Source organism: Tamaricihabitans halophyticus (genome assembly GCF_004340875.1).
Classification (GTDB): Bacteria; Actinomycetota; Actinomycetes; order Mycobacteriales; family Pseudonocardiaceae; genus Tamaricihabitans; species Tamaricihabitans halophyticus.
In genome coordinates this window covers 514,199-538,376 of record NZ_SLXQ01000002.1, presented here as the reverse complement: position 1 = coordinate 538,376, position 24,178 = coordinate 514,199, and the positions used below count along the sequence as shown (strand labels likewise).

Annotated in this window: 29 protein-coding genes; 9 read left to right on the top strand and 20 right to left on the bottom strand. The window is 66.9% G+C overall.

The features are described 5' to 3' along the window. Positions 1 to 8: 8 nt before the first annotated feature. From EV191_RS10160 to EV191_RS10145, 4 genes are all read right to left on the bottom strand, one after another. Positions 9 to 809, bottom strand: coding sequence for an ABC transporter ATP-binding protein (locus tag EV191_RS10160; protein ID WP_132876659.1), 801 nt, complete (start codon positions 807 to 809; stop codon positions 9 to 11). Between the two features lie 2 nt (positions 810 to 811). Beyond that, positions 812 to 1,825 carry an ABC transporter substrate-binding protein gene (locus EV191_RS10155; RefSeq protein ID WP_132876658.1) on the bottom strand — a complete coding sequence of 338 codons (1,014 nt, stop codon included), beginning with the start codon at positions 1,823 to 1,825 and terminating at the stop codon, positions 812 to 814. A 328-nt stretch (positions 1,826 to 2,153) separates the two neighbouring features. Further along, positions 2,154 to 3,146 carry an LLM class flavin-dependent oxidoreductase gene (locus EV191_RS10150; protein ID WP_207894476.1) on the bottom strand — a complete coding sequence of 331 codons (993 nt, stop codon included), beginning with the start codon at positions 3,144 to 3,146 and terminating at the stop codon, positions 2,154 to 2,156. Between the two features lie 391 nt (positions 3,147 to 3,537). Next, on the bottom strand, positions 3,538 to 4,209 hold the full coding sequence (locus EV191_RS10145; RefSeq protein ID WP_132876656.1) for a GntR family transcriptional regulator: 672 nt from the start codon (positions 4,207 to 4,209) through the stop codon (positions 3,538 to 3,540). A 173-nt stretch (positions 4,210 to 4,382) separates the two neighbouring features. Between EV191_RS10145 and EV191_RS10140 the strand changes: the two genes are divergently transcribed. Next, positions 4,383 to 5,555 carry an amidohydrolase family protein gene (locus tag EV191_RS10140; RefSeq protein ID WP_132876655.1) on the top strand — a complete coding sequence of 391 codons (1,173 nt, stop codon included), beginning with the start codon at positions 4,383 to 4,385 and terminating at the stop codon, positions 5,553 to 5,555. A 12-nt stretch (positions 5,556 to 5,567) separates the two neighbouring features. Here the strand turns inward: EV191_RS10140 and EV191_RS10135 are convergent, their stop codons facing one another. From EV191_RS10135 to mrf, 4 genes are all read right to left on the bottom strand, one after another. Then, positions 5,568 to 6,245, bottom strand: coding sequence for a GntR family transcriptional regulator (locus EV191_RS10135; protein WP_132876654.1), 678 nt, complete (start codon positions 6,243 to 6,245; stop codon positions 5,568 to 5,570). 100 nt (positions 6,246 to 6,345) lie between these two features. Next, positions 6,346 to 6,504 (bottom strand): 50S ribosomal protein L32, encoded by a 159-nt coding sequence (rpmF, locus tag EV191_RS10130; protein ID WP_132876653.1) that lies wholly within the window; start codon positions 6,502 to 6,504, stop codon positions 6,346 to 6,348. Beyond that, positions 6,504 to 6,770 carry a type B 50S ribosomal protein L31 gene (locus tag EV191_RS10125; RefSeq protein WP_132876652.1) on the bottom strand — a complete coding sequence of 89 codons (267 nt, stop codon included), beginning with the start codon at positions 6,768 to 6,770 and terminating at the stop codon, positions 6,504 to 6,506. Before EV191_RS10125 ends, rpmF begins: the two co-directional genes overlap by 1 nt. After that, entirely contained in the window at positions 6,771 to 8,048 is a 1,278-nt protein-coding gene (gene mrf / locus EV191_RS10120; protein ID WP_132876651.1) for a ribosome hibernation factor-recruiting GTPase MRF, read from the bottom strand. It abuts the gene before it with no gap. A gap of 106 nt (positions 8,049 to 8,154) precedes the next feature. Between mrf and rpmB the strand changes: the two genes are divergently transcribed. From rpmB to rpsR, 4 genes are read left to right on the top strand one after another with little or no spacing between them, the layout of a single operon-like run. Continuing rightward, positions 8,155 to 8,391 (top strand): 50S ribosomal protein L28, encoded by a 237-nt coding sequence (gene rpmB, locus EV191_RS10115; protein ID WP_132876650.1) that lies wholly within the window; start codon positions 8,155 to 8,157, stop codon positions 8,389 to 8,391. Further along, complete coding sequence (rpmG, locus tag EV191_RS10110) at positions 8,391 to 8,558, top strand: 50S ribosomal protein L33 (RefSeq protein WP_132876649.1); 168 nt, start codon at positions 8,391 to 8,393, stop codon at positions 8,556 to 8,558. The genes rpmB and rpmG overlap by 1 nt, the downstream gene beginning before the upstream one ends. A gap of 9 nt (positions 8,559 to 8,567) precedes the next feature. Beyond that, positions 8,568 to 8,873 (top strand): 30S ribosomal protein S14, encoded by a 306-nt coding sequence (gene rpsN / locus EV191_RS10105; protein WP_132876648.1) that lies wholly within the window; start codon positions 8,568 to 8,570, stop codon positions 8,871 to 8,873. An 18-nt stretch (positions 8,874 to 8,891) separates the two neighbouring features. Next, positions 8,892 to 9,128: a 30S ribosomal protein S18 gene (gene rpsR, locus EV191_RS10100; protein ID WP_132876647.1), complete on the top strand. Its 237-nt coding sequence runs from the start codon at positions 8,892 to 8,894 to the stop codon at positions 9,126 to 9,128. A gap of 63 nt (positions 9,129 to 9,191) precedes the next feature. On the opposite strand, the gene surE is transcribed toward rpsR, so the two are convergent. The 7 genes from surE to EV191_RS10065 all read right to left on the bottom strand — a co-directional run bounded on the left by surE (position 9,192) and on the right by EV191_RS10065 (position 16,122). Continuing rightward, a complete protein-coding gene (gene surE, locus EV191_RS10095) occupies positions 9,192 to 9,968 on the bottom strand; it encodes a 5'/3'-nucleotidase SurE (protein ID WP_132876646.1) in 777 nt (258 codons plus the stop codon). 158 nt (positions 9,969 to 10,126) lie between these two features. Continuing rightward, positions 10,127 to 11,737, bottom strand: a complete 1,611-nt coding sequence (locus EV191_RS10090; protein ID WP_132876645.1) for a solute symporter family protein — start codon at positions 11,735 to 11,737, stop codon at positions 10,127 to 10,129. Then, entirely contained in the window at positions 11,734 to 12,078 is a 345-nt protein-coding gene (locus EV191_RS10085; protein WP_132876644.1) for a DUF485 domain-containing protein, read from the bottom strand. Before EV191_RS10085 ends, EV191_RS10090 begins: the two co-directional genes overlap by 4 nt. A 66-nt stretch (positions 12,079 to 12,144) precedes the next feature. Further along, a complete protein-coding gene (locus EV191_RS10080) occupies positions 12,145 to 13,920 on the bottom strand; it encodes a sodium/solute symporter (protein WP_132876643.1) in 1,776 nt (591 codons plus the stop codon). Continuing rightward, the gene (locus EV191_RS10075) at positions 13,920 to 14,264 is read right to left on the bottom strand and encodes a hypothetical protein (protein WP_132876642.1); all 345 of its coding nucleotides are present in this window, start codon (positions 14,262 to 14,264) and stop codon (positions 13,920 to 13,922) included. The genes EV191_RS10080 and EV191_RS10075 overlap by 1 nt, the downstream gene beginning before the upstream one ends. Beyond that, positions 14,264 to 15,058: a LytR/AlgR family response regulator transcription factor gene (locus EV191_RS10070; RefSeq protein ID WP_132876641.1), complete on the bottom strand. Its 795-nt coding sequence runs from the start codon at positions 15,056 to 15,058 to the stop codon at positions 14,264 to 14,266. The genes EV191_RS10075 and EV191_RS10070 overlap by 1 nt, the downstream gene beginning before the upstream one ends. Continuing rightward, positions 15,055 to 16,122, bottom strand: a complete 1,068-nt coding sequence (locus EV191_RS10065) for a sensor histidine kinase (RefSeq protein ID WP_132876640.1) — start codon at positions 16,120 to 16,122, stop codon at positions 15,055 to 15,057. The genes EV191_RS10070 and EV191_RS10065 overlap by 4 nt, the downstream gene beginning before the upstream one ends. A gap of 140 nt (positions 16,123 to 16,262) precedes the next feature. Between EV191_RS10065 and EV191_RS10060 the strand changes: the two genes are divergently transcribed. Further along, a complete protein-coding gene (locus tag EV191_RS10060) occupies positions 16,263 to 17,153 on the top strand; it encodes an SCO6745 family protein (protein WP_132876639.1) in 891 nt (296 codons plus the stop codon). A 9-nt stretch (positions 17,154 to 17,162) separates the two neighbouring features. Here the strand turns inward: EV191_RS10060 and EV191_RS10055 are convergent, their stop codons facing one another. After that, positions 17,163 to 18,071 carry a LysR family transcriptional regulator gene (locus EV191_RS10055; RefSeq protein ID WP_165912897.1) on the bottom strand — a complete coding sequence of 303 codons (909 nt, stop codon included), beginning with the start codon at positions 18,069 to 18,071 and terminating at the stop codon, positions 17,163 to 17,165. A gap of 72 nt (positions 18,072 to 18,143) precedes the next feature. Here EV191_RS10055 and EV191_RS10050 point away from each other — a divergent pair, with 72 nt between their 5' ends. After that, positions 18,144 to 18,785 (top strand): flavodoxin family protein, encoded by a 642-nt coding sequence (locus tag EV191_RS10050; RefSeq protein WP_132876637.1) that lies wholly within the window; start codon positions 18,144 to 18,146, stop codon positions 18,783 to 18,785. Here EV191_RS10050 and EV191_RS10045 read toward each other — a convergent pair. The 3 genes from EV191_RS10045 to EV191_RS10035 all read right to left on the bottom strand — a co-directional run bounded on the left by EV191_RS10045 (position 18,782) and on the right by EV191_RS10035 (position 20,053). Continuing rightward, the gene (locus EV191_RS10045) at positions 18,782 to 19,000 is read right to left on the bottom strand and encodes a DUF2277 domain-containing protein (protein WP_132876636.1); all 219 of its coding nucleotides are present in this window, start codon (positions 18,998 to 19,000) and stop codon (positions 18,782 to 18,784) included. The genes EV191_RS10050 and EV191_RS10045 overlap by 4 nt on opposite strands. Positions 19,001 to 19,146: 146 nt before the next feature. Continuing rightward, complete coding sequence (locus EV191_RS10040) at positions 19,147 to 19,365, bottom strand: hypothetical protein (protein ID WP_132876635.1); 219 nt, start codon at positions 19,363 to 19,365, stop codon at positions 19,147 to 19,149. Then, a complete protein-coding gene (locus EV191_RS10035; protein WP_132876634.1) occupies positions 19,358 to 20,053 on the bottom strand; it encodes a TenA family protein in 696 nt (231 codons plus the stop codon). The genes EV191_RS10040 and EV191_RS10035 overlap by 8 nt, the downstream gene beginning before the upstream one ends. Before the next feature lie 78 nt (positions 20,054 to 20,131). Here EV191_RS10035 and EV191_RS10030 point away from each other — a divergent pair, with 78 nt between their 5' ends. Together EV191_RS10030 and EV191_RS10025 are read left to right on the top strand one after the other, a co-directional pair. Further along, positions 20,132 to 20,965: an alpha/beta fold hydrolase gene (locus EV191_RS10030; protein ID WP_132876633.1), complete on the top strand. Its 834-nt coding sequence runs from the start codon at positions 20,132 to 20,134 to the stop codon at positions 20,963 to 20,965. 112 nt (positions 20,966 to 21,077) lie between these two features. Then, positions 21,078 to 23,396, top strand: coding sequence for a patatin-like phospholipase family protein (locus tag EV191_RS10025; RefSeq protein ID WP_243658855.1), 2,319 nt, complete (start codon positions 21,078 to 21,080; stop codon positions 23,394 to 23,396). Here EV191_RS10025 and dprE2 read toward each other — a convergent pair. Further along, the gene (dprE2, locus tag EV191_RS10020; RefSeq protein ID WP_132876632.1) at positions 23,393 to 24,151 is read right to left on the bottom strand and encodes a decaprenylphospho-beta-D-erythro-pentofuranosid-2-ulose 2-reductase; all 759 of its coding nucleotides are present in this window, start codon (positions 24,149 to 24,151) and stop codon (positions 23,393 to 23,395) included. The genes EV191_RS10025 and dprE2 overlap by 4 nt on opposite strands. Between the last annotated feature and the right edge of the window lie 27 nt (positions 24,152 to 24,178).

Genomic DNA, 24,178 nt, shown 5'->3' with positions numbered 1-24,178 from the left:
CACTCCACTCATGCCGCCGTGGATTCCGCGACGAAGCCACGCATTGCTTCCTGCTGCAGCGTCGACCAGATCCGGTTCTGTAGTTCGTTGAACGCTGGCGTCGACACGACCGAAGCGTCCCGGTCGTCAGGTAGGTCCACATCGATGACGTCGATGATCCGGCCCGGCCGGTAGGACATCACCCAGACCTGTTGTGACATCAGGATCGCCTCGGACAGGTCGTGGGTCACGAACAGCACCGTTTGTTTGGTCTGCCGCCAGATCCGGCGGACCTCCGCGCCGAGCAGAATCCGAGTCTGCTGATCGAGCGCGGCGAACGGCTCGTCCATCAACAACACCGAAGGCTGCTGCGCCAGAGTACGAGCCAATGCGACTCGCTGGCGCATCCCGCCGGAAAGCATCGCGGGGTACGACTGCTCGAACCCTTGCAAGCCAACGAGATCGATCATCTCCTGCGCCCTGCGTTGCTGATCCCGTTTCGCTACGCCCAGGATTCGCATGCCGAACGCGACGTTGTCCGTCGTGGTCTTCCACGGCAGCGTCGAGTCCTCCTGAAACACCAACCCGATCCGGCGGTCCGGGCCGGTAACCGGCTTGCCATCGATCATGATCGAGCCGGCTGTCGGCTGCTGCAGGCCGGCCACCACATTGAGCAGTGTCGACTTCCCACAGCCACTCGGACCGACGATGGACACGAACCGGTGCGCGTCGATTTCCTGACTCACGCCGGACACCGCGGTCACCGGGTCCGCATCGCCACCGGCGAACTCGACACTGAGATCGCTGATCTGGATTCCGGGCTGCGACATGCTCAACCTTCCTTCCCGTCAAGGTCGGCTCGGGCGTTCTCGGGCAGGTATCGCTGATCAAGCAGGCTCCCCCACTCGATGGGCTCATCGATCTCACCGGCGCCGACCATCAGGTCGGACAGGTTCCGCAGTGCCTGCGGGTCGACCTTGAGCGAGTAGGCGGTCTCCAGCTCGGGAGTTTGCCGCAACGCCGTGGCCATGATCTCGGGCGTCACATCAACCAGCGGACCGAGATCCTTGGCTGCCTTCTCCGGTTCCCGCACCACATAGTTGAACGCCTTGTCCACCACACGGAAGAACGCGGACAGTTGCTTTCCGTTGGCTTCCTTGAAGTCATTGTTGACCGCCACCAGATCGGCAGGGTGATCACCGATCACATCGCGCGCGGAGAGCAGGACCTTCGCCCCTTCCTCCTCCTGCTTCTCCGTGACGAACGGATGCATAGCCCAGCCCGCGGTGATCCGGCCTGCCTTCGCCGCAACCCAGTTGTCGCCCATCTCCCCGACGGAGATCGACGTGAGCCGCTTGTCCGCCAGCTCTTCTTTTACCCCGTTGACGATGAGCTCGGTCGCCGATCCCGCCTTGGAGAAACCGAGCGAGGCTCCCTCCAACGACGCGCCCTGATCAGGGGTGATCCAGGAGAAGTCGTTGACCTGCATCCACGAACCGATCACCGTCAGATTCGCCGCCGGGGTCTGCGCCGCGTGCACGACCGCGGGGCTTCCGGTGATCGCCAGATCGGCATCCCCGCTGGTGACCGTGCGCAGGGTGTTCCCGCCGCCACCACCGGAAAGGATGGAAACGTTCAGCTCCTCCCGTTCGAACCATCCCTTGTCGACGGCGAGCTGCAGTACGGCCATGAAAGGGAGACTGTCCACACCGGTGGCAGCGACCCTGATCTGTCCACTACCCCCCTCTTCCTCCTGACTGAGCGCGCTGCAGGCGGTGAGACTGAGCAGAGTGAGACCACTGAGTAACGCGGTAATCCGACGTGCCAGGTTAGTCCGGGATTTCATGTGTCGACTCCTTGTAGCGGAATCCTGGAAGGAAGACGGCCTGCGGCTCACCGCGTCCCGCGGCGTGCCCTACGGGAGCGCAGAGCCACAGCGCAGATGCCAAGCAACCCTGCGGCCAGTGCGGCGATCGCCACTGGGCTGAGCGCTACGGACCGGTTCATGGCACCCGATTGACCAGACTCAGCCGTGGACGGACGCGGCTCGTACTCGGGAGTTGTTGGCTGCCTGTCACGGTGCAGGGCAGGCGGAGCGCCAACCACGTCGGCGCCTGGCGCCGGATACTCCGCCTGCCCGTTACGTGACCGTGGCGGGTTCGCATCGCGATGACTCACAAGGAATCCGCGATCTCCGCGAACGTGCGAATGGTGTCGGCCCTTGTCTGTCCAGGAGGGACAAAGGGAACGATGGAAACCTGGTCCACCCCGAGCTTGGCGACCTGTTCGAGGCGCTCCCTGCACTGCTCGGGAGTGCCCGCGAGCGCGAAAAGATCGACCAGATCATCGGGAACGATATCGGCGTGCCCCGCCTCGGTATCCATATGGTGGTAGTAGTCGTACGAATCGCGGATCCGGGCGATCGCCGATTCCAGCGCCGGATCAACGGCGGCTGGTAGCGGCCGGATGCAGACACGGGCGGTGTGCGCGCGAGCCAGATCCTTTGCCTGTACCGGATCGGTCGAGATCGCGGTCGGGGTCCACAGCACGATATGCAGATCGTCGAGCGTCCGCCCGGATTCCGCCGCTCCCTCTTCGATGGTCGCCAAGGCCGCTTCGACGAATCGCGGTTCAGTACCAACCAGCACGATCACCCCGTCGGCGATGCGCCCGGACAGCTTCAGGATCTTCGGTGCCGATGCGGCGATGTAGATGGGCACCTTCACCGGTTCGGCCAGATAGCTCAACCGAAACTGCGCGCCACTGTGTTCTTCTGCTACCGACTCGCCCCGGAACAGGGCGCGTAGTTCGGTGACAGCCGATTCCAGTTCACGCAGTTTCAGCGGCGTCAGCCCCATGGTGCGCAAGGAAGAATCGCCAGTGCCGATGCCCAGCGCGGCCCGACCGCCGGTGTACTCGGCGAGCGTGGCCCAGGTCGAAGCCAGTAGTGACCGGTGCCGGGTCACGGCATTGGTGACCCCGGTGCCGAAAACGACTCGCTTGGTTCCCACGGCGGCTGCGCCCATGGTGACCGAGGATTCTCGCCAGATGTTCTGTGAGTCGCCAAACCACACATTGTCGTAACCCAACGACTCGGCAAGCAGTGTGTACTCGCGTATCGCCCCTACCGGCTCGGTGGGGAACAACCCAACGCCTTTGCTGATCACGCGGCCTCCGCATGTATCATGGGTAATGTATACACAGCACCGTACTGGAGTCGTCATCCAAACGGAAGAACGAATTCGACGGGCTCGACCAGGGTCCGAAAATCGCCGCGAACCGGCCGGCATGCGCCAGGAAAACGTCGCCGGCCGCCCGTGACCGCGCTTGACCACGCTCCGTGGATGACCGCAAGATCCTTCAAGAACGCGGTTCCGCGAAGATCACCCCGTTAACCTTAAAGAACGCGATCACGGGGCGTGACCGAGCCCGGCGCCACCGAACCCATGTCAGCCCGGAGCGGGCAGCACGGCGGGGTCGCCAGGGCTCACCCCCATACCGCGCCACGATCAAGCAGGGATACGCGACAGGGAGCCGAGCCGAACACCGGGCGACGATTCAGCCGGAGAACCCCTCCGTGCCCTGCAGCGCCCGCATGCCCCGCCCGCGATGCGCGTCAAGGAGTCGGACGACCTCTGGCACCGAGCCACGTCGCGCGGCCGCGGCCAGCTCCCGATGTTCACTCGGCACGGTCGCTCGATTGTCCTGGTCAGCAAAGTAGCTAGCGCGATAGGGCTCCGCCGCGTCCCAGAGCTGCGAGATCAACCGGACCAGGCGCTTACGCCCGGAAGCCTCGAACAGCGTGAAATGGAACCGACGGTTCGCGGCGATCAGTGCCGCGACGTCACCTTGCCGCGCGGCGCTTTCGACCGCATCGGCTTCCGCGTCCATCGCGGCCAGCCCGGCAAGTGTCAGGCCACCAAGTCCGACCCGCACGGCCTCGGCCTCGAGTAGCTGCCGGATCCGGTACACCTCAAGCAGTTCCTCGCCCGAGTGTTCGGTGACGAAGTAGCCGTGCTGCGGCTTGTATCGCACCAGCCCTTCGCCAGCGAGTATCTTCAGCGCCTCGCGAACCGGTACCCGGCTGACGCCGAGCTCCTCCGCGAACGCCTCCTGCAGGACCTGGACCCCCGGCGCGAGCTCAGCGGTGAGAATTCGCCTGCGCAGCTCCACGAGTACGGCCTCCTGCGCGGTTGGTGGTCGCACGAACGCGCGCGGTGGCTTCGCCATCTCATCCCTGCCCTCTGGCGACTCTCATGTTCCAGCAACATCGTATCCCTGATACATACCGCGCCTTGGCCATACCGGTGCATGTCAACGACCTCATCCGGGTCGCGGGCTTGTCGCTACTCGATCAGCAATGTATACATTATCCGTCGTAACCGGATCGGCCAGGAGGCCAGATGACCACCGCCCTGGTGACCAACATCGGAACGCTCGTGGATGGCAACGCCCACGGTGCAATTCAGACGGATACCTCGCTGCTCATCGAGGACGGCGTCATCGTCTCCGTGGGCGCTGACCATCCCCATCCGGACGTCCTGGTGGACGCGCGCGGCGAGACCGTACTGCCCGGCTTGATCGACGGCCATGTACATCCCACGGTCGGCGAATGGACGCCGGCGCAGAACTCGGTCGGCTGGGTACGTAACTACCTGCATGGCGGCACCACCACCATGGTTTCCGCCGGTGAACTACACGTGCCGGGCCTGCCATTCGAGGAGCTCACCCCGGATCTGGTGACCGGCTTGGCCACGGTGTCCCGGCATACCGTGGGCCGGGTCCGGCCGTCCGGGGTCAAGGTGCACGCTGGCACGCTGCTGCTGGTTCCGGGTCTACGACAGAGCGACTTCGACCGCGCTGTAGAAGCCGGTATCCGCCAGCTGAAGTTCATCTTCTACGACTGGGCACGGCTGGATGATGGCGAAGCCGTGCAGTACATGCGCTGGGCCAGTGAACGCGGGATGGTCGTGAAGATGCATTCGGGTGGCGTGTCCAGGTCCGGGTCCAGCAGAGTCGCCGGCCAGGAGGTCGTCACCGCGGTCGGCCCGGACGTGATCGGGCATATCTCCGGCGGGCCGATTCCCATGCCCGACGGGGAAATCCGCGGGGTACTCGACGAACTGCCCAGTGCCGCGGCCGAAGTGTGTAGCTCGATGAACTACCGCGCGACGAAGATCACCACCGACCACCTGACGGCGATCGGCGCGCTGGACCGGCTCACGCTCGGCACCGACACCCCCGGCGGCACCGGCGTGATACCGCGCGGGATGCTGCGCAACCTCTGCTTCCTGGCCAGCATCTGCGGGGTGCCGCCGGCACAGGCGGTGGCCGCGGCGACCGGCAACGTGGCCCGTCGACACGGCATACCAGGCGGGCTACTCGAACCGGGGCAACCCGGCGATCTCGTCGTCGCCGGCCCGATCACCGGCTCGCCCGCGCGCGACGCACTGGAATGCTTCGCGTTCGGTGACCTACCAGGTATCTCGGCGGTGCTCGTGGACGGCGTACCACTGGTAGGCCGCAGCGAGCAAACCCCACCGGCCCGAGTCGGCGCCCAGATCGTGCGTGGCTAGCGAACCGGAGCTTCAGTCGGCCGGGTGACCGATCAACGAGCGGCGGATCGACCGCACCGTGGTCTCCCGGTGCGCCCTCATCAGCTCAACGAGTTCGGCGGGCTGGCCGGCTCGGACGGCCGCGAGCAGACCTCGGTGATCATCATCCGCCCGCTGGCGCGCTTGGCCCGCGTGCATGTAATGCGCACGGTACAAATCGGACGCGTCCCACAGCTGGCCAAGGATACGAGTGAGGTACGGCATCTCGGCCGCGCCGAACAGCGCGAAGTGGAAGTCACGATGTGCACTTACCCAGGAGGCGAAGTCCTCCTGCCGTTCGTGCTCGACCATCTCATCCATCGCGACGGCCATCCGATCGGCCACCTCCGCACACACCGCCGGAGTGATCCGCCGCAATACCTCGGTTTCCAGGATTTCCCTGATCTGCTGGATCTCCAGCAGTTCGTCGACATCGAGTTGGATCACGTGATAGCCGCGGCGCGGCACGTAGGTAACCAGATCCTCGCCTTCCAGCGTACGCAACGCGTCGCGTACGGGAACCCGGCTGACGCCGAACCGGGTGGCCAGCTCGTCCTGAAAGATCTGTGTCCCTGGCGGCATATCGCCACCAAGGATCGCGCGCCGGATCTCCGCGAGCACCGCTTCCTGCGCGGTCGGCGGTCGCTTCGCTGGACGCGCGCCACTGGTCATCTTTCGCTGGCCACCTTTCGCCGGCTCACTCACCCTCCGGCCACAACCGACACGGCATCCTGGCAGCCGGACCACTGAGGCCAATCATAGCCAGCAATGGCTATCCGCGATGGAAATGCCGCAGCAGTTCGCGCGGCACCAGCTTGGTTTTGCCGTCCACCGTGATCGGCACCAGATTCGGCGGCTTGGCGCCACTGAGCCACTGCGACCGGCGCTTGCGAGTGTTCGCGGGGGAGACCTTTCGCTTGGGTACCGCCATCAGTCCTGCTCCGTTCGGTGATCCCGCCGACCGTAGCGACGGTGAAACTTCTCGACCTGTCCCGTGGTGTCCATAAGCCGGCGCGCACCCGTCCACAAAGGATGCGACCATGCGGAAACGTCAACCACGACGAGTGGGTAGGTATTGCCGTCCGACCACCGGATCGTGGTCGTCGAGGTCGCGGTCGACCTGGTGAGAAACGCGTCTCCGGTAGCGGAATCTTGGAAAACCACCGGGTGATAGTCCGGATGAATACCGGGTTTCATCTACTCCTCGATTCGATTGGGTCCGCCGTACTCGGCGTTTCGACTGTCCACGTAGCTATCGCCAGCCGTATCGGTATCCACGCAGGGATCGGTGTGCCAGCCGCCGAACGGATCGGTGAGCTGCCGCCAGCTGTCCCAGCCCGCGACCAGCTCCGCGTCGGTGAGCAGCGCGCCGCGAAGCGCCGCCTCGATATCCTCCGGGCTAGCGCGATGTGCCAGTACCACGATCTCCTGTGCGCGGTCACCGAACTCGGCGTCCCAACGCACCGCGGCCATCGCCCTGCGCTGCGGGTCCTGCTCCATCCAGGCCTCGTCGTCCAGTGCGGCCAACCAGGGGCCAGCGTGTCCGACGCGCAGCCCACCGCCAGCCGATTCCAGCCACAGTGCGGTATCCGGCTGACTTGCCAACCACAGCCGGCCCTTCGTCCGCACCACGCCGTCGAGCAGCACATCGATCGCTTCGTGCAGCCGTTCGGGGTGAAACGGTCGCCGGTCCTCGAACAGCACAAGAGAAACGCCCGCGTCCGCGTCGAACGGTGGCTGACCGCGTAGCAACGGGTCGTGCGCGCCATCAACCACGCCGCGCCGCGCTGAGGTGGGAATCGCCGCGAGTAAGTGCTCGACGTTCAGCTCGGCGAGCGGAACCCTGGGCGCGAGCGGGGCCAGCCGGTCGAGCACCGCCGAGGTACGCGCAGCGCGCCAGGCATCCGGCGCGGCACCAGCCAAGACGATCGCGTCAGCGAACTCCGCCTGGCCGACGACCAGTTGCGCCAGGGTGCGCTCGTCGTCGCCGACGATGCCGATGCCATGGCGAGGGCCGACTTCCGCGAGCGGCTGATCACCCGTGGCCTGATCCAGCCACTCCGCATGGGATACCACGGTGAGCACGCCCTCGACCGCTACCCACTCGGCGGCAACCGCCTCGCCGACCACGACGTGCTGCAGTTCCCAGCAGATCGCCTCCGGTTCCAGCGAAGGGTCGAGGTGGAGCACGATCCGCTCGACGGACGGCCGGGCGGCGAGTTCGACCAGTAGCGGCAACAGGTCCTCGCGCACCGTGCAGGAGACGCAGCAATGCGCCAGCTCGAGCACGGATTCCTGGCTGCACCCGTGCACGCACAGCCTGCGCCGGACGATGCCCTCGCCGACCGCGCTGAGGTCGTGGTGGATCACCGCGGTACCGCGTCCGCGAAACTCCCGCTGGTGCACGACCGCGCGCACGGCTTCCCGCGCGATCCCGCAGACGATCACCAGCGGAGTCCGCACTGCCTGAGACATCCAGCTCCCTTCCAGGAATGCCGATCAACCGGGGCTCGGTTTGGCTCCTCGGCTACTTCGCGTAGAGTAAATGAAAACCACTTTCATTACCAATAAGGGAGGATGCATGTCGGCGGTGTGTCAAGTGACCGGCAAGCGGCCGGGCTATGGCAACCGGGTGTCGCATTCCCAGCGCCGCACGGCGCGTCGCTGGGAGCCGAATATCCAGCGGCGGAGGTACTACCTGGCCAGCGAGGACCGGTGGATCCGCCTCCGCGTCTCCACCACCGGAATCAAGATCATCGACAAGCGCGGTGTCGAGTCCGTCGTGGCCGAACTGCGCGCGAAGGGAGTCCACCTGTAATGGCCAAAGCCACGGACATCCGGCCGATCATCAAGCTGCGCTCCACCGCGGGGACTGGCTACACCTATGTCACCCGCAAGAATCGCCGGAACGACCCCGATCGGTTGAAGCTACGCAAGTTCGACCCGATAGCCCGCGCCCACGTCGAGTTCCGCGAGGAGCGGTAGCACATTCTCATGGCAAAGAAATCCAAGATCGCGAAGAACGAGCAGCGCAAGGCCCTCGTCGCGCGCTATGCCGAGCGCAGGGCGAAACTCAAGGAAACGATCCGCTCACCCCGCACCAGCGATGCGGAGCGGGCTCGGGCGCAACTCGCCCTGCAACGGATGCCCCGCGACGCCAGCCGGACACGAGTTCGCAACCGGGATGCCATCGACGGTCGCCCGAGGGCCTACCAGCGGGCATTCGGAATCTCCCGGATCCGCCTGCGCGAGCTGGCACACGACGGCCAGCTGCCCGGCCTCCACAAGTCGAGCTGGTAAGCATTACCGGAAGGGAACATGATGGCCAATCCACGCCCAGCGCGACGCAAACAGAATCTGCTCGCGCGCATGGGGGAATCCACAGTAGACTGGAAGGACGTCGAGGTGCTGCGGAAGTTCATCTCGGATCGCGGCAAGATTCGGTCTCGCCGGGTGACCGGGCTCGAGCCGAAACAGCAGCGCGAGGTGGCTACGGCGATCAAGAACGCCAGGGAGATGGCGCTACTTCCCTACCCATCCCGAGCCACGAAATAGCAACTCTCCCCGATAACCGCGAGATCCCCAGGAAATGCGGTTATCGGGGAGTATGGCACTGCCCTACCGGTGGTCCAGCCGTTCGGGGACGGGCTGGTCGGTCGACTCCAGAACCGGGTTGATCGCCGTCACGGTGGGGAATCCCGCGTTCAACAGCTCGGCGTCGGTCCCTTCCTCGACCGGTGCCGGAGCGACTCCGGTGACCAGGTCCTGCCGGCTCGCCAGGAAGGACGCGATCCTGGCGTGCACGGCGCCGAAGCTGGCCAGACCCGCTTTGCGCAACTCGCCAAGTTCCGCGGCCGGCCGGTTCGGCACGTTCACGTTCAACGTGACCCCAGCGTCCACTTTGTACAACAGTGGGAAGGCGGCGTGCAGCACCGGCACCACGCTGTCCCAGTACATCGGCCCTTCGCGATCGAGCACGTCAAGCGACACCGCGAGTGCGGGCAGTTCGTTCACCGCCGCGGTCAGCGCGGCGCCCACGGTCCCCGAATGCAGCACGCTGGTGCCGATATTGCCGCCACGATTGATCCCGGAAAGCACCACATCCGGGCGCGGGCCGAAAGCGCCGTGCAGCGCGGCGAGCGTGATGTACGCCGGATGGCCGTGCACCGCGAAACACGGCACACCGGCCAACTCGTCATGCTCGTGCCGGTAGAACATCTCCGCGCCACGCTCGGCGAACACGCTCAGGCTCGCCCCCGCGCCGCTGGCCTCCGCGTGCGGCGCAGCCACCACCACATCGAAATCCGCCTGACGAGCCGCCTCGGCCAGGGTGATCAACCCTGGCGAGGTGATCCCGTCATCGTTGGTCACGAGCGCCAGTGGCCGCTCACCCATTACGCCGCCTTCCATCTGAGGTCTCTATCAACCTCGATGTTGGCATAGCCCAGCTGGTAAGTCAGCAGCCGGCTGGCCGTGAGCACACCCACAGCCGCGGCGATCGCTCCCAGCAGCCGCGATCCTTGCGGATAATTCGGCTGCTGGGAGCACCGGTATCAGTGCTGCGTTGCCTTCTCCGCGCCGGCACCGGTCAGCGAGCGTACTTCCATCTCCTTGTACTTGCCCTCCAGATGCTCCTTGGACAGCATCGTGCCGAGCCAGCCGAAGAAGAACGAGAGCGGAATGGACACCAAACCCGGGTTGGACAGCGGGAAGAGATCGAAGTCCGCCGAGGGGAACATCGCGTCTTCGTTACCGGAGACCGCCGGCGAGAAGATGATCAGCACCACGGTCACGCTCAATCCGCCGTAGATGCTCCACAATGCACCCGAGGTGTTGAACCGCTTCCAGAACAGCGAGTAGAGGATCGTCGGCAGGTTCGCCGAGGCCGCGACCGCGAAGGCGAGCGCGACCAGGAAGGCCACGTTCTGGTTCTTCGCGAGAATGCCGCCGACGATCGCGACGGCACCGATCACCAGTGCGGTGATCCGCGCGACCTTGACCTCCTGCGCCTTGGAGTCCTCCTTGCCCTTCTTGATCACGTTGGCATAGATATCGTGCGCGAACGAGGCTGAGGCGGTGATCGTCAGACCCGCGACCACGGCGAGAATCGTCGCGAAGGCGACCGCGGCGATGAAGCCGAGCAGGATCGGCCCGCCGAGTTCCAACGCGAGCAGCGGCGCCGCCGAGTTCTCCCCGCCCGGCGCGTTGGCGATCTGCTCCGGCCCGACGAGTGCGCCCGCACCGTAGCCGAGCACCAGGGTGAACAAGTAGAACAGTCCGATGAGGACGATTGCCCACACCACGGAACGCCGGGCGTCGCGCGCGGTTGGCACGGTGTAGAAGCGCATCAGCACGTGCGGCAGGCCGGCGGTACCGAGCACGAGGGCAATACCCAGTGACAGGAAGTCGACCTTGCTCATCTCCGAGATGCCGTACTTCGCCCCTGGATTGAGCAGTGCCTCGCCACCGGCGCCCGCCTTGTCCACCGCGCCCTGCAGCAACTCGGACAGGTTGAAGCCATACCGGCCAAGCACCCAGATCGTCATCGCGGCGGTCGCGGTAATCAGCAGCGCGGCCTTGATGATCTGCACCCAGGTGGTGCCCTTCATACCGCCGACCAACACGTAGACGATCATGATCACGCCGACCACGGCGATCACCAGATTCTGCCCCGCCTCACCGGAAATCCCCAGCAGCAGCGATACGAGAATCCCGGCACCGGCCATCTGGGCGAGCAGATAGAAGAAGCTCACCGCGAGCGTGGACGTCGCGGCGGCCGCGCGGACCGGTCGCTGGCGCATCCGGAAGGCGAGCACGTCGCCCATGGTGAATTTGCCGGTGTTCCGCAACAGTTCGGCCACCAGCAGCAACGCGACCAACCAGGCGACAAGGAAACCAATCGAGTAGAGGAAGCCGTCGTAGCCGTAGAGCGCGATGGCGCCGGCGATCCCCAGGAACGACGCGGCGGAGAGGTAGTCACCGGCGATCGCGGTGCCGTTCTGTGGACCGGAGAACGACCGCCCGGCCGCGTAGTAGTCCGAAGCGGTTTTGGTGTTCCGGCTCGCCCGGAGCACCACGACCAGGGTGACCAGAACGAACAGCCCGAAAACCCCGATGTTCAGTGCCGGGTTACTGCCCTCGATGCTTTGCGCGAGCGTGCTCATTTGTCCGCTACCTCGCTCTCCACCTCGGCCCTGATCTTGTCCGCGATCGGATCGAGTTTTCGGTTGGCGTGCCGCACGTACAGCGCGGTGATGACGAATGTGGAGACGAACTGCAGCAAGCCGAACACCAAGCCGACGTTGATATTGCCAACCAGCTTGGTGGACATGAAGCCGTGCGCGTAGTCAGCCAGCAGAACGTACAGCAGATACCAGGCGAGAAACAGCACGGCCATGGGGAACACGAACCCGCGCAACCGACGGCGCAGCTCCTGGAACTCCGCCCCACCATGTACCCGCGCCCAGGTGTCCTCGCTGTTCTGGTCACCTTCGGTAGTACTCACGAGACCTCCTTGTCCCCCCCGTGTGCTGACCGACACGGTAAGTAACACGTGGGGACGCGAGTATCGTTACCGGACCAATCGACGGCCTTTGCGGCGAGCGGTCGACCAACGGCGAGTGAGCCACGTCGAGCGGTCAGTTCGAGAACGGCCAGGTAACGACCGTCCCGGGCGCGCATCGTGACGTTCATCGAGGTGCAACCGCAGCATGGCCGTCATCGCCCAGGACGGCGGGCGACCGCGTAGCGAGACCAACACCATGGTCAGGAACGCCAGCGGCACCGCGAGTGGTGCCGGTTGCGCGGCCAGAATACCCAGCCAGCCGGCCACCGCGGGGCCGAACAGCGTGATCAGGATGCCGGTCGAGGTAACCCCCAGACCAACCAGTACGCCCCAGATCGCGCCCGTCGCGGTGAGCCGGGACCACCAGATCCCGAGTACGAGTAGCGGGCAGAAGGTCGCGGCGGCCACGGTGAACCCCCACGTCACCAGGATTCCGGCGTCCAGCTGCCGAGCGGCGAAGGCGAGCAGCACCACGACGACGGCCGCCAGCACCACGGTAATCCGTAGTTGCCGCAGCCCGCCCGGCACCAGATCGTGCGAGATGGCCCCGGACAGGGCGAGCAGCAAACCGAGCGAGGTGGCCAGAAAGGCCGCGAAGGCGCCGGCGGTGAGCAGTGCGGTGAACATGGTGCCCACCCAGCTCGGATCCACCCGCGCGGGCAGCGCGACCACCACCGAATCGGTCATTCCCGATAGATAGAGCTCGGGTACGAGCACCCTCCCCAGCGCGCCGTAGATGGCGGGAAACAGGTAGAACAAGCCGAGCAGCACCACCGTGAAGGCGGCCGTGCGGCGGGCGGCCCGCCCGTCCGAGCTGGTGTGGAAACGCATCAGGACATGGGGCAGCCCCATCGTGCCGAGTACCGTGGCGAGCAGTACCGCGATGGTGCCGAGCATCGGATAGCCGGCGTCCCGCAGGTTCAGTAGTGGTCCGGACCAGTCCGACCCGCCAAGTTCGGGCAGGCCCTGCACCCGGGGGACCTGAGCACCCTGCGGGAAGTGCAACGTCTCGTCCTCAGCGACCTGCACCGTCCCCGCCGGCAGTACCCGCTGCTGACCGTCGTCGGTCTGCACCGTGGTCGCGGTGGGGATCCGCAGGACGACATCGTTCTCGAAGCTCACCGGAGTGTCCGTGGCGAATTCGGTGAATCCCACCGGACGCAGGGCCTCGTCCTGGGTGGCGGCGCTGGTCTGCAGCACCAGCCAGAGCGCGGGCACGATGAACAGCACCAGTTTGAGCACGAACTGAAAGGCCTGCACATAGGTGGCCGCACGCATGCCGCCGAGCGCCAGCGTCGCGCTCACCGACGCCCCCGCGATCACCACGCCCACCCAGTACGGCGTATCGCTGATCGCCATCAGCACCAGGCCAGCGGTACGGAACTGCGGAACCAGGTACAGCGCGCAGATCATCAGCACCACGATCGCGGCAAGCCGGCGAAGCGCTGGCGAGGCCAGTCGCGCCTCGACGAAATCCGGCACCGTGACCGCCCCGGAACGGCGCATCGGCGCGGCCACGAGCACGAGCATGACCAGATAGCCGGCCGCGAAGCCAACGGGATACCAGAGCGCGCCCACCCCATCCTTGACCATCAGCCCGGCGACGCCGAGAAACGAGGCCGCGGACAGGTACTCACCGGACACCGCCGCGGAGTTCAGCAACGGCGACACGCCCCGGGAGGCGACGAGGAAATCCGAGGTGGTGCGCATCGCGGCCACCCCGCGCAGCCCGATGAGCAGGGTCACCAGCACGACCGGTGCCACCGCGATGACCGTGAACACTAGCTGTCTTCGATTCGCTCGGCGCGACGCAGCTGCCACGCCGCCAGCAACATCATGACTGGATACGGAACGAGCAGCGCGAGCCAGGACATCGGTATCCCCACCAGCCGCCATTGCTCGAGGGTTGCCCAGCCGGAAAGCAGCACCGGTAGCCCGAACAGCAGCGCGGCAAGCAGTACCAGCGCGGCCACGCCCCGCGCGCGTTGCGCGCGATACAGCGCGAGCGCACGCTCCGCGTCCGCCGGGTCGAGGCGAGGTACCCGCCACCGACCCCGCACCCTGCGCCGGGCGTGCGCCAACCTGGTCGATGGGCTCATCACCGTGACCCGCTTGGCGCCAGCCATCAGCCGCGCCGCCCCTTGCCGTCCAGTTCGCTGCGCCTGGCCGCCTGGAGCAGCCGTTCCCGCAGGTCCCTCGCGTGCCGGCGGCTCACCGGTACGTCGCCCACATCGGTGTGCGCGAGCAGCCCGCCGGCCGAATCGCTGCGCAGTTCCTTGATCTCGCCGAGCGCGACCAGGAATCCCCTGTGCACCCTGGCGAATCCGGTGCCCTCCCAGTACTCCTCGAGCCGGGAGATCGGCATCCGCACCAGGTGCTCGCCAGAGCGGGTATGCAGCCGCACATAGTCACCCTGAGCTTCCACGTACCGCACCTCGCTACGCCGTACGTAGCGGGTGCGCCCCGCACTCTCGACCGGCAGTGCCGCCATCGCGTCGGGGATCGGCTCATCGCCGCCAGCAGCTGGCGCGCCACCCGCCGCGACCATTTTTCGTACCTTGGCCAGCGCGGCCGACAGCCGCTCCGCGCGCAGTGGTTTGAGCAGGTAGTCGACGGCGCCGATACCGTAGGCGGCGACCGCGTGGCCGTCGTAGGCGGTCACGAACACGATGACCGGCGGCTGGGACAGCTTGGCGAGCAACGAGGCCAGCTCAAGGCCGTCCAGGCCGGGCATCGCGATATCCAGAAAGACCGCGTCGAATTCGCCACCGTGGATCATCTTCAGTGCGGTCAGCGGATCGCCCGCGCCGGCCACCTCGGCTACCTCGGGCGCCTCGCGGAGCAGCTGGCACAGCTCGTCCAGTGCCGGCGGCACATCGTCCACGGCCAGCACTCGCAGCCCTTGCGATGGCGTGCTCACGGCATCACTCCCGGCTGGAACATGGGTACCCGCACCACAACCCGGGTACCGGCCTCCATCGCGGTCTCCACAACGAGCCCGAACCACGCGCCGTACACATGGCGGAGCCTGCGGTCAACATTAACCAGGCCGACACTGTCCGGATAGGTCCGCCCCGCCAGAATCGCCTCGGCTTTGCCGGGGTCCATCCCGATACCGTCATCCTCGACGCTGATCACACACTCACTGCCTTCGGCCTCGCCCCGCACCTGAACAAGCCCCGCCTCGGTACGCGGCTCCAAACCGTGCCGGATGGCGTTTTCCACCAGCGGCTGCAGGACCAGGTAGGGCACCGGCACGGCGAGCACTTCCGGCGCCACCCTGATCTGCACCCGCAGCCGATCGCCGAGTACCGCGCGCTGTAGCGCCAGATACGTCTCGATCGCGTGGAACTCGTCGGCCACCGTGGTGTACTCGCCGTGCCTGGCGAGGCTGTAGCGAATGTAGTCGGCGAAATCCAGCATCAGATCCCGCGCCCGATCCGGGTCCGAGCGCACCAGTGAGGCGATCACGGACAGCGCGTTGTACACGAAATGCGGCGAGATCTCCGCGCGCAGCGCGCGGAACTCGGACTGCGCCGCCTGCTCGGCCGAGGCTTCCAACCGCCCGCGTTCCAGCGCGTCCATCACCAGGCTGGCCGCCTCGCGAACATTAGCCATCCGCACCTTGCCGTGCACCACCAGCACGCCGGCCACCTCGTCCTGGACATCGAGCGGAACGGCGACCAGTGGTGGACGCCCGCTCCGCGCCTCGGTGTGCAACACGGTGTCCACCAGCTCGCGCACCCGCTGGTCCGGCGCGGGCTGACCGGCCCACTGCAACGGGCTGGTCAAATCGGCGAGCGCGATCCCGTCGGCACCGGTCAACCAGCGCAGCCGACGGGCAACCGCGCGCAACCGCGGACCGCCTAGCCCGTCCTTGAGGTCATCGCGGACCCGCCGCACGGTCCGCAGCGTGGCGAGTGAGCCCGCCCCGGAGCGCGCCAACGCACCGGCCCTTGCCTCGCGTTCGCCGCCTGCCGGCATCGCTGTTCACCTTGCCGTCGAAATGGGTAGTGTCGGGTTACTGGCCACGATCAGCTCGAGCATCCAATCAGCTCGAGCATCCTAGTGTCCTGAGTCGGAAGTTCGTTGGCGACTTTCCCCCGGCAACCGGAGCGACGCGGATGACTGACCCTTTCGCGGGACTTGCCCGCGCACTGTGGGTGCGCTTCGAGACCTATCACGCGGTCACCTATTTCACGCCCGAATCGCGAGCGGTGACCGACGAGCTCGGTTGCCAGGGCGGCTGGATGGGCTACTTCGGGATGCGCGCCGCACCGCTCGGGGCGGTCGATGCCGCCACGATCACCTCAGCGTTCTACGGGTTTCATCCGCGCAGGGTGGCTCGCGCGGTGCCGGATGCCTGGCGGGTAGCGAGTCCCGCGCGCTACCTGGCCGCCCGTCTGTCCGGTGTGGACAAATCATTGCGCCGACTGCTCGGCGCGGAAACGTTGGCAAGCGGCGAACTTGCCGAAGCCGCGGACCTCGCCTCCTCCGCCGCCACGGTTGCCTCGGTTGCTGGCCGGCCGATGGCGGCGGCGAACCAGGCACTCGACTCGCCCGGCGCGACACACCTGCGGCCCTGGCAGGCGTGCACGGTACTGCGGGAATCGCGCGGGGATGGACATATCGCGGCATTGGTTGTCGCCGAACTTCCGCCAGCACAGGCACTCGTGCTTTTCGGCGCCGAGCGCGGAATCGATGCGGAGTACCTGCGCGAGGCGCGCGGCTGGACGCCGGACGAATGGACCGCGGCGACCAGCCGGCTTGTCGAACGTGGCCTGCTGGATCAGGATGGTGCGCCCACTACCGAAGGCCAGCGGCTGCGGGACTGGATCGAGGAGCGCACCGATGCCGCGGCCAGCGGGCCGTGGCGGGAATTGGGTACCCGGCGGGCCGAGCGGCTTGCCGAACTGCTTACCCCGATCGCCCGCGAGATCGCCGAAGGCAACGAGGCGATGGCACGTAACCCGATGGCCCTGGACGCGCGCACCGCGCTGGCCGTGGCCGGGTAGCCGGCAGCGTCAGCCGGCCGCGGCGGTTGCTTGCTCGCCCAGCGCGGACAGGCAGGCCTGTACCGCGGGCCGCGCTTCGCTACCTCGGCGCACCGCCGCGTAGACGTGCCGGCGCGCCGCCGGACTGTCGAACGGCACCAGGCTGACACCAGCGGGGACGAGTGCTGGTGTCACGCCGGGCACCAGTGCCACCCCCCTGCCCGCCGCGACCAGCGCGAGCACCGTCCGCCAGTCGCTGGCGCGATGCCGGATGATCGGGTTGAATCCGGCCGCCGCGCAGGCAGCTCGAAGAAGCTGATCGCAGGCGTCTCCGTCCATTGTGCTCACCCAGTCGGCCGCGGCGTGCGCGGCAAGGTCGGCGGTCGACTCGCTGGCGAGCGGATGGTCGGCGGGGAGCGCGAGCTCGATATCCTCGGTGCCGAGCGGCATCCGGGTATAGCGGGGGTCATCGATCGTCGGCGTGTCCTGAGCTTCCACGTCGACGACGACATCCAGCTCGCCGCTGGCCAGTCCGGCGAGGCTGTCCGGGCTGGTGACTTCTCGGATGTTCACCCGGAGCCGAGGATGCCAACCATGCAACACATCGGTAGCCGGAATGAGTAGCGAGCAGATGAGCGAGGAGTAGGACCCCACGGTCAGCTCGCCGAGTTCGCCGCCGGACGCGGCTCGCACGTCCCCGCGCGCTCGTTCCACCTGCGCCAGTAGCTGGTAGGCGTGCTCGACCAGTACCTTGCCGGCATCGGTGAACCGGAGCTTGCGGCCGTCCGCTTCGGTGAGGGTGGCACCCACCTCTCTGGTCAACGTGGCCAGCTGCTGCGAGGCCGCGGACGCCGAGACGTGCAGGGACGCCGCGGCGGCATGCAAGGTACCGAGCTCGTGCAGGGCGATCAGCAGCCGAAGGCGCGCGAGATCAATCATAAAGTTCAGCTTATCAATACTGGCCATAACATTGCGCTTGTACTCATGAATGCTCGCGGCGAGCATGGTCGTATGAGAGTCCTCGCATTGAGCTCAAGTCCCCGCAAAGACGGTAATTCCCGCATGCTTGCCGAAGCCGTGTTGTCCGGCGCCGCCAGCAATGGCCATCAGATCGATCTGGTGGATCTCGCCGATGTGGTGCGTGCCCCGCTGCGCGACTGCCGCACCTGCCGGCTGTCTGATGGTCGCTGCGGCATCGACGACGAATACGAGGAACTGCTGCGCGGCAAGGTGGCCGATGCGGATGCGTGGATCTTCGCTACTCCGCTGTACTGGTACGGCATCGCCGGCCAGCTCAAGATCTTCATCGATCGACTGTTCTGCTACACGAGTTCCGGTAATCCGGACTTCGCCGACATGATCGACAGGCTGAAGGGGAAACGCTTCGCCGTCGCGCTGACCGCGGAGGAGAGCTACCCCGGCGCGGTTGTCGGAGCGACCGCACAGCTGCAGGAACTCGCGCGGTATCTACGACACGAGTTCGTGGGTGTGGTGCGCGGCGTGGCCAACTCGCGCGGCGAGGTTCAGCGGGATCCGGCCAAACCCATGGACCAGGCTTACGCGCTTGGCGCGCGGCTGTTCGACGGCATCGTTAGCGACTACCGGGTGGATTCCGAACGTTCCGGCGTGATCTGGCCCACCGGGGCTGCTTAGGACGGGCGCGAACCGCGGACCTGCAGCGTCTCCAGCAGTTCCGCGGTCGCCGCTTCGACCGCGTCCACGGCACGCTCGAACGCCTCGGCGTTATGCGCCGCGGGTTGCCGGAATCCGGAAATCTTGCGCACGTACTGCAGCGCTGCCGCGCGGATATCGGTTTCGGTCACCTGCTCGGCGTACGGCGGGCGCAGGGTCTTGATGCTTCGACACATACCGCAATTATGCGGCTATTCGCGGCTCCCTGCGCCACCAAGCCGCGTTGTTCAGGGATTTTCGGTTACCGCGTGTGACCACGTTCTTTAAGGTTAGCGAGCCTGTGGGGTTGGTTGGACCCGCCTGACCGCGATGTTCAGGGATCTTACGGCTCGTGGAGCTCCTCGACCCGCCGCAGGAATCCACGCATATCGAGGAACTTCGCCAGCCATTCCCGATGTTCGGGACAGGCCAGCCAGGTCTTCTCCCGCTCCGGCCGGTGGATCTTCGGGTTGTTCCAGCGCACCGCGTAGCTCGCCGGCGCCGTGCAGCCCTTGGCCGAACAGCGCGGTTCCGTCTCGTGCACGGCGGTCGGCTCACTCATACGCGGCATCGAAGAACGCGAGTTCCAGCGCGGTCGCCCGGGACCAGTACCGCAGACACGCCTGCTGTTCCAGTTCGTCCAGATGCGGACCAACCCGGTCCAGTTCCGCCCGCAGCCAATCTACCCAGGCAACGAATTCGGGATTGTGGTGCAGTTCGATCCATTCGCGACAGATGAAGCCGGCCGGCAGCGGTTCGGGCGCGGCTGCCGCCCAATCCAGGTACAACCATTCCGCGACGGTGAGCACCACCAGGCAGTACGGATAGTTCTGGCTGATCCTGGCCGCGTCCATCAGCTCGTTGAATTCCCGCGTTGGCCGCAGCCAGTCTGGCCGCTCCCGATCGGCCGACGGCACCTCGAGCGCGTCGAAAGCACGCTGGAAATAGGTGTTCTCGGTGCCGGCGACGACACCCAGCTGACGGCCGAGCACCATGCGCGAGTCGATCGTGTCGGCACAGGACACCGCCGCGCCGAGCATCGCGGCGAACCGGTCCACGAACTGGTAGTCCTGTACGAGATACCGCCGCAATACCGGCTCGGGCACGCGCTCGGCGTACAGCTCCCGGACGAACCGGTGATTGACCGCCGCCGACCAGTCCTCGTCGGTGCTCGCTCGCAGCCAGTCAGCGAAACCGCCCGACCAGTCCACGAACGGACCCACAACCGTGGACCTGGCGGATTCCGTCATCGCCTCGCTCCTCACCCCCGGACCGATTACCTCCACCAGGATAGGCCAGCACTACCGGTTTCCTACTAGGCTGCGCCCGTGACCGAACACATCAGCATCGTCACCGATGTCGGCTCGTTCGACGCGATCGCGGCCGGCCCAACGGACGGCCGCCCGGTACTACTGCTGCACGGCTTCCCGGAGGCCGCGGCCCAATGGGAGTACCAGCTGGGCGCGCTCGGCGCCAACGGCTTTCGCGTCGTGGCACCCGACCAGCGCGGCTATTCCCCTGGCGTACGGCCAGAACGCGCGGCCGAGTACGCGATCAGCGAGCTCGTGGCCGACGTACTGCGCATCGCGGACGAGCTGGGCTGGGCGCGTTTCGATCTGGTCGGGCATGACTGGGGCGGCGCGGTCGCCTGGTGGACGGCTGGCGAGCACCCGGAACGGCTGCGCACGCTCACCTCGGTGTCCACGCCGCATCCCGCCGCGCTCGGCGCCGCGCTGCGCAGCGACGAGGACCAGCAACTGCGGTCCACCTATATGCGGCAGTGGCAGGAGGTAGGCACTACCGAGCAGCGGATGCTTGCCGACGACGCCAAGGCGATTCGCCGGATGTTCGAGTACCGGGTGCCGCAGAACCGGATCGACGACTATGTGCGCCGGCTGTCCGAGCCTGGCGCCCTCACCGCAGCGCTGAACTGGTACCGCGCCGGCAGGCCAGACGGCAAGCTCGGCCCCGTCGCGGTACCCACGCTCTACGTGTGGAGTACCGAGGACGTCGCGCTCGGTTCGACGGCCGCCTTCGACACGGAGAACTGGGTGACCGGGCCGTACTCGTTCCAGATGCTCGAGGACCTCACGCACTGGATCCCGGAGGAAGCACCGGAACCGCTGGCCGCGCTGCTGCTGGAACACCTGCGGGCACACTGACTCGGCCGCGAGGACCGCGTTTCACGGTGATATTGCGATATTGCGGTGATTAGGGCGGGGGCCGGTCTGGGATAGTTGACGCGTCCGAATCCAACCGGTCCCCGAGGTGCACATGACCGACAACGCCGATCCGGTTGCCGCGATCATGGAACTCGGGTTGGACGATCCAGCTCGCTACGTCATCCCGGACGAGCACGCCTCGCTGCGTAAGGCACCGGCCGAGGTCGATCGGGAGGCCGACCCCGAAGAGTACCGCGCATACGCCGATCGCTCCTGCGATCTGACCATGCGCGGCGGCGCGACCAGCGCCGTGATCTACCCACTCGCGGTATGCGCGCTGGCCCAGCGGTACGTGTTTCGGTCGGTCGGTGGCGCATCGGCCGGCGCCATCGTGGCTACCGCGACGGCTGCCGCCGAGTACGGCCGCAGCCGGGCCACCCCGAACCAGAACGATGGGAACCAGAACGATGGGGACCAGAACGGTGGCGGCGAGACACCGGCTCCGGACGGCTCGGTGTCCACCGGATTCGCCGGGCTGGCCGAGCTGATGCACTGGCTGATCTCCGGTTCGGGCGCGGCTCGCTGGCGGCTGGCCGAACTGTTCCAGCCGGATCGCCGCCTGCACCGGCTGTTTCGGCTGCTGATCGCGACGATGCAGGATTCCGCGACGACCGGTCGCAGTCGGCTCTTCGCGATTATCGCTGGTCTGCTGCTGGTCGTCGGGCCACTGGCCCGGTGTGCACTGGTGGTATTGGCGCTCGGCTGGCTCGTGGCGCCGACCGGGCTGGCCATCGGCCTGGGTGTCGACCAATGGTCGGCACCTGCCTGGTGGCTGACCTGGCCGCTGGCCGCGCTGGCGGCCGGATGTGCGATCTGGGCACTCTGGTACCCGGTTCGCCGGATCCACCCTGGGGCGGTGGCACTGGCGCTGCCGCTGGTGCCGGCGATCTGGCTGCTTGTCGCCGCCGATTCGACGACATCGGCCTGGTTGTCGGCGGCGGCGCTGGCCGTGCTGTGCTGGCTGGTTACCAGCTTCGCGGTGCTTGCCGTGTTCGCGGCAATCTATCTGCGGGCAAGCTGGCCGGCGCTGGCCGAAACCGAGCGGTTCGACTTCGGCATGGTGCGGGGCGCCGAACCCTACCGGCCGAACTGGGTCGACCGGATGGTCGGCCTGCCTCGCGGGACCGGGGTGCCCCCACTGGCGACCTGGCTGGCCGACCGGATCGACGATCTCGCCGGGATTCCGGTGGCTGGCCACGAGTCGGGCGAACGTCGGGCGCTGACCTTCGGCGATCTCTGGCTCGGCCCCACCCGCGCAACTGGGGCCGAGCTCAGCACCGACGAGTGGCGCTCGCTCGCGGATTCGCCGGGCGAGCGGGCGATCAACCTCGAGCTGATGACCACCGATCTGAACGCCGGCCGGCCCTTCCGGCTGCCCTTCGAATACACCGAGGACGAACATGACCGCTGGCAGTTCTGCGCCGACTGCCTGCGAGGTCTGCTGCCCGAGCGAGCGATCCGGCAGATGTCCGAGGTCGGTACGAGCGGCTGGCGGTGCCCCCGGCACGTGGACAGCCAGCTGTACTGGCTGCCCGATCCCTGGGATGTCCCGGTGATCCTCGGTGCCCGGCTCAGCCTGTCGATGCCGGGGCTGATCTGCGCGGTCCCGCTTTACCAGTACGGCAGGGTGCACTGGTTCTCCGACGGCGGAATCACCAGCAACTTCCCGATCCACTTCTTCGACAGCCTGCTGCCCCGCTGGCCCACCTTCGGCCTGAGCCTGGACACGCTCGGCAGCGCGGTTGGCGAGGCAGAACAGGTCCACCTGCCGGAGCAGGACGATGCCCGCGCCGCCGAACGCTGGTCGGCCGTGGGTTCCGGAGCGACCGGGCTGCTCGGCCAGATCCTGGACACCTTCCTGAGCTGGCGGGACACCTTGCAGTCGGCGCTGCCCGGATTTCGCGGCCGGATCGCCAACGTGCGGCAGGGCGCGGGCGAGGGCAGTACGAATCTGTTGATGCCCCCGGAAACGATCGCCACGATCGCCCGGCGCGGATACTTGGCCGGTGCCGGGCTGGTCGAACGCTTCACCGAAACCGCCGAGGATGACGAGGCCAGCGGGTTCACCCAGACCGACCGCTACCGGTGGATCCGGATGCGCCTGGCTCTGCGGGAATACCGGACGCTGGCCTTGCAGGCGCGGGCGCGCGCTCCGCTGTACCTGGACAGGGCCGGCAACTACCCGATCCCGGCGGCACTCGCCGGTTGGTTCGCCGAGCACGACCGCGAATGGCCACTTGTCGAGCCGTATGGCACCGAGATCGCCGGGACCTTCACCGCGCTGGCCGCCCTTGCCGAGGGCCACCTCGCCGAACCGTTCGACGGCGCCGCGCCGGTCAATCCGGTGCTGCGGCTGAACCCGCCCGACTAGCGCGGCATCCGCCGCCAGATCACCCTCGGCAGCAGTCGCAGCAGCGCGAAGACCGGTCGCAGCACCGAGGGCACCCACACCACGGCACGGTTGCGCCGCAAGCCCTGCACGGTCGCCTCCGCGACCTGCTCGGGCGTACTGGCGAACGGCGCGGGCTTCATCCCCGCGGTCATATTGCCGATCACGAAACCCGGTCGCACCAGCAGCAGGCGCACCCCGCTACCGGCAAGCGCGTCGGCGAGCCCGCTGGCGAACCCGTCCAGCCCTGCCTTGGCCGAGCCGTAGACGTAGTTCGCCCTGCGTACCCGGACACCGGCCACTGAGGAGAACACGACGATCTTGCCGTGCCCCTGCGCGCGCAGCAGGTTCGCCAACCTGGTGAGCACCGCGATATGGGCGACGTAGTCGGTGTGTACGACCTCGATCGCGTGTTCGGCGGCACGCTCCGCGCGCGCTTGGTCGCCAAGCACGCCGAACGCGGTGACCACCACCTCGATCGGCCCGTGCTCCTCGGCGATCTCGGTCAACACCTGTGCATGCGTGTCCAGGTCGTCAGCGTCGAAGGCCACCCGGACAACCTCGGCCGCGCCCGCGGCCCGCAGCATGTCCTCCTGCTGGTCAAGGTCCGCCAGTCGCTGCTCGCCGCGCGGTCGCGCGGCAAGCACCACGGTTTGATGCTCCGCGTCTATCAGCCGGCGTGCCACCGCCAGCCCGATCTCGCTACGCCCGCCCAACACCACAATCGATCCGCGCACACCGCGAGTCTGCCGTATCCGGTGCGG

Excerpts from the sequence above, each read along its gene's own strand:
- rpmG (WP_132876649.1), top strand. The coding sequence starts at position 8,391 with ATGGCCAAAGCCACGGACATCCGGCCGATCATCAAGCTGCGCTCCACC.
- EV191_RS10155 (WP_132876658.1), bottom strand. The coding sequence starts at position 1,825 with ATGAAATCCCGGACTAACCTGGCACGTCGGATTACCGCGTTACTCAGT.
- EV191_RS10090 (WP_132876645.1), bottom strand. The coding sequence starts at position 11,737 with ATGAGCACGCTCGCGCAAAGCATCGAGGGCAGTAACCCGGCACTGAAC.
- EV191_RS10045 (WP_132876636.1), bottom strand. The coding sequence starts at position 19,000 with ATGTGTCGAAGCATCAAGACCCTGCGCCCGCCGTACGCCGAGCAGGTG.
- EV191_RS10075 (WP_132876642.1), bottom strand. The coding sequence starts at position 14,264 with ATGGCTGGCGCCAAGCGGGTCACGGTGATGAGCCCATCGACCAGGTTG.
- rpsR (WP_132876647.1), top strand. The coding sequence starts at position 8,892 with ATGATGGCCAATCCACGCCCAGCGCGACGCAAACAGAATCTGCTCGCG.
- EV191_RS10160 (WP_132876659.1), bottom strand. The coding sequence starts at position 809 with ATGTCGCAGCCCGGAATCCAGATCAGCGATCTCAGTGTCGAGTTCGCC.
- EV191_RS10040 (WP_132876635.1), bottom strand. The coding sequence starts at position 19,365 with ATGAGTGAGCCGACCGCCGTGCACGAGACGGAACCGCGCTGTTCGGCC.
- EV191_RS10035 (WP_132876634.1), bottom strand. The coding sequence starts at position 20,053 with ATGACGGAATCCGCCAGGTCCACGGTTGTGGGTCCGTTCGTGGACTGG.
- rpsN (WP_132876648.1), top strand. The coding sequence starts at position 8,568 with ATGGCAAAGAAATCCAAGATCGCGAAGAACGAGCAGCGCAAGGCCCTC.
- EV191_RS10055 (WP_165912897.1), bottom strand. The coding sequence starts at position 18,071 with ATGATTGATCTCGCGCGCCTTCGGCTGCTGATCGCCCTGCACGAGCTC.
- EV191_RS10025 (WP_243658855.1), top strand. The coding sequence starts at position 21,078 with ATGACCGACAACGCCGATCCGGTTGCCGCGATCATGGAACTCGGGTTG.
- EV191_RS10145 (WP_132876656.1), bottom strand. The coding sequence starts at position 4,209 with ATGGCGAAGCCACCGCGCGCGTTCGTGCGACCACCAACCGCGCAGGAG.
- EV191_RS10140 (WP_132876655.1), top strand. The coding sequence starts at position 4,383 with ATGACCACCGCCCTGGTGACCAACATCGGAACGCTCGTGGATGGCAAC.
- mrf (WP_132876651.1), bottom strand. The coding sequence starts at position 8,048 with ATGTCTCAGGCAGTGCGGACTCCGCTGGTGATCGTCTGCGGGATCGCG.
- EV191_RS10065 (WP_132876640.1), bottom strand. The coding sequence starts at position 16,122 with ATGCCGGCAGGCGGCGAACGCGAGGCAAGGGCCGGTGCGTTGGCGCGC.
- EV191_RS10060 (WP_132876639.1), top strand. The coding sequence starts at position 16,263 with ATGACTGACCCTTTCGCGGGACTTGCCCGCGCACTGTGGGTGCGCTTC.
- EV191_RS10125 (WP_132876652.1), bottom strand. The coding sequence starts at position 6,770 with ATGAAACCCGGTATTCATCCGGACTATCACCCGGTGGTTTTCCAAGAT.
- EV191_RS10135 (WP_132876654.1), bottom strand. The coding sequence starts at position 6,245 with ATGACCAGTGGCGCGCGTCCAGCGAAGCGACCGCCGACCGCGCAGGAA.
- EV191_RS10050 (WP_132876637.1), top strand. The coding sequence starts at position 18,144 with ATGAGAGTCCTCGCATTGAGCTCAAGTCCCCGCAAAGACGGTAATTCC.
- surE (WP_132876646.1), bottom strand. The coding sequence starts at position 9,968 with ATGGGTGAGCGGCCACTGGCGCTCGTGACCAACGATGACGGGATCACC.
- rpmB (WP_132876650.1), top strand. The coding sequence starts at position 8,155 with ATGTCGGCGGTGTGTCAAGTGACCGGCAAGCGGCCGGGCTATGGCAAC.
- rpmF (WP_132876653.1), bottom strand. The coding sequence starts at position 6,504 with ATGGCGGTACCCAAGCGAAAGGTCTCCCCCGCGAACACTCGCAAGCGC.